Below are 6,000 nucleotides of genomic sequence, written 5' to 3' on the forward strand. Positions count from 1 at the left end.
GTGGAATAAATACTGCAATACTACATTTCGGAAACATCCCCATAACTATATGCTGAACAACAGACATGATATACTTCCGAAACATATTGCGCTTATTAAGCCGAATATGTTTCGGAAACTTTAAACCCTTGATACATAAAGGTATTGATTAATATACCTTTATGTATTATAGTTATTATATTAAATACTTCCGTAATTATTACCGAACAATATCCTGCTAATATTTCGGAATGATTTTTATTTATTATTTTCTAAAATCAGTATTGATACATAAGATTCACATTTGTACAAAAAGGTGGTGAACATTTAGTGTCAAATATAACTATGAGTACGCAAGAAATTATTGATATTCTATGTGATACCTTAAATGATGGTGTTTGGGCCTTACGCGTATTATATGCAGAAGGTGCTATGCATAAAGAAGGACTCTGGAAATGCATCAATAAATATCATAAAGAGTTCCAATTAGATAATGATGGTGTGTATGAAGGTGAGAAACTTCCATCTAGATATTCACTTGACATTATGACAGCTCGACTAGAAGGCGCAGGTTTAATTACTTTTAAACAATTAGGTAGGGTTCGAATTTATGAAGTGAGTAAATTAGGACTAGTTATAATTACAGAACTTGAAAAACGTGCTAAAAATACAAATTAACAGTTATTTATAGAGGAGGACTTACATATGGCAGGTAACTTTTCAGCGATTGAAAGCCAAGGAAATATTAGTTTGAAATTTGGATTTCTAGGATTAGGAATGGGTGGTTGCGCGATCGCAGCAGAATGCGCTAATAAAGAAACTCAAATTAAAAACAATAAATACCCGTATCGTGCTATTTTAGTTAATACTAACAGCCAAGATTTTAATAAAATTGATATTAAAAACACTGGAAACATTAAAACAATCCAATTGGAAGGATATGAACAAGGTGCTGCTCGTAATCCTCAAGTTGGAGAAGAAGCATTTGTTAAACATGAACAAAAGATTTTTGAAGCAATTAAACAAGAATTCGAAGATCGTGACTTCATTTGGATTACATGTGGACTAGGTGGAGGTACAGGTACTGGCGCATTACTAAAAGCGATTGAAATGCTTTATGAGCATGAATACAATTTTGGCTTATTACTTACCTTACCGCGTGATGCAGAAGCGTTAAAAGTATTAGAAAATGCCACTTCACGTATCCGTAAAATAGCTATGAATCAAGAAGCATTCGGTTCAATCGTGTTAATTGATAATGCAAAATTATATAAAAAATTCGAAGAAGAAAATCCAAGTGCACTTGCAAGTGAGTATACTAGCTACAGCAACAGATATATTGCAGATGCTCTGCATGAAATTAACTTGGTAACTTCATCTTTCACACCATTTTCAGATACACATTTTGATGCAAGTGAATTTGCACAAGTGATCAATACTCCTGGTGTATTATCACTAGCGAAATTAGAACTAAAATCAAATCAATTAGATACTGAGAATCCACTAGGTTATTTAACCCAATTAGGTAATGCCCTAGAAAAAGGCGTACTATATGACACTGAAAAAGAAGAGCTTGAAGGCGCTAAAAAAAGCGCTCTATCTATTGTTACATCGCAATTACGAGCAGAGCGTTTATACAATTTCTCTTTCTTAAATCAAATCGAAAAATTCCTGAAAGAGAGAACACCTTACGTTGACGAACGCCCGGTTGCTCCTTATGTAAATAAAAACACTAGAAACAAAGAAGAAGATATGGTTCGATTCTATTCTGTTGTCGCTGGATTGCCGTTACCAAAACGTGTAAGTGACATCATTGATGAAATCACTAGAATTAAAGAAGAACGTGAACAAGCAAATTCAAAAAAATCTAATGCTGTATTGAATAAACTATTTGCATTTGATGATTCAACAGAAGATGATAAACCTAAAAAGAAAAAACTTAATTTTGGTGCAGAACCAGAAGTAACAACTACAGAAGAAGAGCAACCAACGAAAAAGAAACTAACATTCTAATAATAGATTCATGTAGGAAGAAGGTCGGAAATGGCCTTCTTTTTTTGTTAGAAATTCTAAAAAGATTCTTATAAGGGCTAAATAGTTAATTCATAAACTGTGAATAGAGAAATTGATATTTAGTATTATAAAATACCTGACATTTTTGTCCCTATGGAGGGACAATTTTTATTAGGTTCGACCATTATGAATTTTTTGTCCTTCTGTAATTGTCCTTTCGGAGGGACAAATTGTACCTTTCAAAAACCCCTAAGTATCAGTACATTGAAACTCATCGAGATAGAAAAACAAATCCCAATTTCTATGTAGCAGACTTACTAGCCTTAAGCGATGAAATTCATTTTAGAAATGAAGTAGAAATATCAAATTGAAATATGTTATGTTTTAAATAGTATAATATGTTATTTTTACTGAATAACTGTGGTGAATGGGTGTGAATAAAATGAACAAGAAATCTTATAAATATAATCGAGGTGGTACTAAACAATCCTTCTTTCTTAAAGAGGAGGATATGTATGTACTAACGATTTTGTATTACAAACGTTATTTAACAACTAGACAAATGACTATGCTCTATAGTGCAATTCGAGGGGTATCGTGTAAAGAAGGAGATATATTCAAGAAGTTAAAAAGGTATTGTCAATATGGCGGACTGTTAACTAGAAAGATAGATAAAATTGAGGGAAGTGTTACAAAAAGAGCTGTCTTTTCATTAAAAGAATCGGCGATTCAATTTTTACAAGAAAAGGGGCGAATACCACAAAACGCTTCTACACGCGAAGTACATATAGATAAGTTGTCTAATCATACAATGTGTTCAAGAGAAATATTGACTCAGACATTGCTCCAGGTTTCTCAAAAAACACAGGAACAATCATTATTGAAATACGTTGATGTACGTTCATTTTTTATTCAAAACAATGTATCTATTAAAGAGCATAAATTTGATTTTGTTCCAGATGAATTTATATCTTACAAAGAAAAACAAGTGTATATTGAAATGGATATGTTGACTGAAACACATGGTATCTTAATAGAGAAGACTGCAAAATATATAGAGTACGCTAGGCAGTCAAACGAAGACATTGCTTTAGTATTTGTTTTATTTGACCAATCCATGTATGGTTCAAAAGATGTGAAACCTCCATATGGTAGAATGAAAAATTTACTATTTGCTTTAAGGACGTACCACGAACAGCTTATGTCTATACAGAATTTAAGAGTATATGTATGTTCTTTACATGAAGCGGGAAATGTGATTTCTGATTTCTTACTAGGTGCAGATGATTATTTTGGAAAAGAGTATTTTGAACAAAATATTTTACTTCCTTTGTCAAAGCGTACAGTAGGAGATGCTGACTGGCGTTATGCATTTGTTGAAAAGGTACAGACATTTAAAGAACTCATTGATGGTGGTCTGCGCCGAGCATATAGAAGAGATAAGGATGTCATACAAGACTTCTTCTTCATTTTCGGGCATGAAAATGAATATCGAGCAATTGCTAGATTAGATGATGTGGTGTTTTCTAGAAGGGAGGGGGATACTGCAATTCCTCTCGTAGTGATCTATCCTAAGAGAGAGAAAAATAGGGATATACTTCTCATGGACACGTATGATAATGTTTTATTACTCTCTACAGGGAATGAAAGTGTAAATATCGACACTGATGAAAACATCATGGTACGTGCTGCTAATAGCCAATATCCAAGGAAAAGAAAAAAGAAAGAACTCTATTAATAACTTAATTTCATAATCCCGCAATTAATTTATATTGATTTTTAATTTTAAAGGTGCTATGATATCGATTGAACATATAATAAAACAAAATCAAATCAGAACATATAATTAAAAGGCAAGCGACACACGCTGTTTTACAGTGGGTGTCGCTTGCCTTTTTTTATTTGGAGAAAGGTGGAAAAACATTATGAATCTAGAAATCTCAACAATTATTGAAACTGCTGCAACACAAGAAAAGGAAGTACTTATTCCCATTAGGCAGGCATTAGCTAATCCAGAATTAGTGTTGGAACATATTACAGAGGAGGGCGCAACATTTAGTGTTTCTTTACAAGATATTAAAATCCCTAGCAAACCAAATTTCTACTGGTATAACGTATTAATTGAAACAGCACAAAATAAAAAGATTGAAATTAATTTAGCGGTACTACCCGCAGATGAATATGAACAGCTATGCTCAAAAGCTAGTATTGATTTATACCTAAAGCAAACAGAAGCTGCCGCTGAGTTTTTCTTAGAAAAAGCAAAAGAAAAGTTTAAGCCTGAAATACATAACCGATTTACATTACATCAAAAAGCCCAATTATTCCTCTAGAGGGCAGGTGCGTTAAATGGATACATTCAAAAGGAAAATACCATTACTTGTAACCATCACACTTATTTGTGGGTTTATTATTTCGTTTGTTGTAGGGTTAGTGAATTATATAAAGCTGCTATATTATGCTTTTGAGCCACCAACACACACGATAGAGATTACATATGTACCACTAGTACTCATGTTTTTCTCTTTAGTATTAGGTGATCTTAGTTTTCGTTTTTACAGTCGTATTCCTAACTTACATGTAAAGAATGGGAAGCTCATTCTTTTAATTGCTTCACATATTGCAGTTGATGTTCATTTTTTGTGGTTTGCAACTGCCCCGATTCATGCGAAGGTTATCCCATATCTTTCTGAAAAAGCAGCATATGTGAATTTCGGGGAGTATAAAGCAATCGGGGAAGTATTAGCTGGTAACTTTCATACATTAACCCTAATCTTTGTATTTTTACCAACAGCATTTATGATATTGTTCACTTTATGGTATAGCGGTCATATCGTTCGATATCGAAATGAAATTTTGGATTGGATAAAAAAATATGAATATAAAAATCAAAGATTACAAAAGTGGTTTAATAGCCAAGAAGAACAGGTTTATCCAGATGTAGAAATTGGTCCCCATATTGAACATAAAGAAATGGTTCGAATCAAAGGGAAAGATAGAACGTTAAATGGAATTATCGTGGGTCCAATTGGTTCCGGTAAAACAGCTAGTTTGATTATCCCGATGATTAATCAAGATTTACACTGGATGGTTCGTTTTATCAATCAATTTGAAAAAGCCTATAAGAAAAAAGATTACAATTCAGAAGAAGTGAAAGGAACCTTTTTAAATGGTGTTACAGTCATTGAACCGAGTAATGACTTGTGCCAAAAGGTATTTAAATTAGTGCAGGCACACCAGATTCCTGAAAGTTCCGTTTACTATATTGATCCAACGAATCCCGACACGAAAAATATTAATATCTTGCGGGGACCAGTGGACAAAGTAGCTGAGGTATTTGCGATGGTTATACAAGGTCTATCTGAATCTAATAACGCATTCTTTGAGCAGGCACAACGTAACCATTTGAAGCAACATATCTATCTACTTAAGCTGCATAACCCGCAAAAAGACGTGACCTTTGATGACCTCATACAAATGTATGATGACGTTGAACGAGTACATCGAATGCATGTACTCCTGAAGGTACAAGTAGAGAAGCTGCATGATTTTGTGCAGAGTGGAGCTGCTACACGTGACCAAAAGAATGAATATAAAATTATAAAAGGGATAGATGAGTGGTTTGACAATACCATTCGGGAAAAATTAGATAACCAAGGTGAACCTGCTGTTTATAAAACAGGTAAATATCGGACGCAACCGATGCACTATGACCGAGAAGAAGAATATGTAAAAGGGTTACGAAATATCTTGAAAGACCTTGCATCGAACGTATTAATACGAAGAGTTCTATTTGGTAAATCAGATTTCGACTTTGATATCCATTTGGAGCAAGGTGGTATTTTATTAGTTAATACAGCAAAAGGGGAGCTTGCAGACCTATCTAATGTTCTAGGGAAATTTGTACTGCTTAGTATGCAGAATGCTGTATTCCGTCGTGAGCCAAACGTATCACCGTATCACCACTTGGTAATAGATGAGTTCCCGGATTATGGTATGCCAAGTTCT

Annotated in this window: 4 protein-coding genes and 1 pseudogene; all 5 read left to right on the forward strand. The window is 33.7% G+C overall.

The genetic code is table 11. From position 1 onward, the window contains the following. The first annotated feature begins 324 nt into the window (after nt 1–324). Nucleotides 325–657, forward strand: a complete 333-nt coding sequence (locus tag COO03_RS05190; RefSeq protein ID WP_179863009.1) for a cell division protein FtsZ — start codon at nt 325–327, stop codon at nt 655–657. A gap of 27 nt (nt 658–684) precedes the next feature. After that, on the forward strand, nt 685–1,992 hold the full coding sequence (locus tag COO03_RS05195) for a plasmid replication protein RepX (RefSeq protein WP_097895682.1): 1,308 nt from the start codon (nt 685–687) through the stop codon (nt 1,990–1,992). A gap of 442 nt (nt 1,993–2,434) precedes the next feature. Further along, nucleotides 2,435–3,730, forward strand: coding sequence for a replication-relaxation family protein (locus tag COO03_RS05200; RefSeq protein WP_097895684.1), 1,296 nt, complete (start codon nt 2,435–2,437; stop codon nt 3,728–3,730). A 187-nt stretch (nt 3,731–3,917) separates the two neighbouring features. Continuing rightward, nucleotides 3,918–4,325, forward strand: a complete 408-nt coding sequence (locus COO03_RS05205; RefSeq protein ID WP_097895686.1) for a hypothetical protein — start codon at nt 3,918–3,920, stop codon at nt 4,323–4,325. Nucleotides 4,326–4,341: 16 nt separating this feature from the next. Continuing rightward, nucleotides 4,342–6,000 (forward strand): annotated as a pseudogene (locus tag COO03_RS05210) (DNA translocase FtsK); the annotation flags it as partial.

Source organism: Bacillus sp. AFS098217, assembly GCF_002551815.1.
Taxonomy (GTDB): Bacteria; Bacillota; Bacilli; order Bacillales; family Bacillaceae_G; genus Bacillus_A.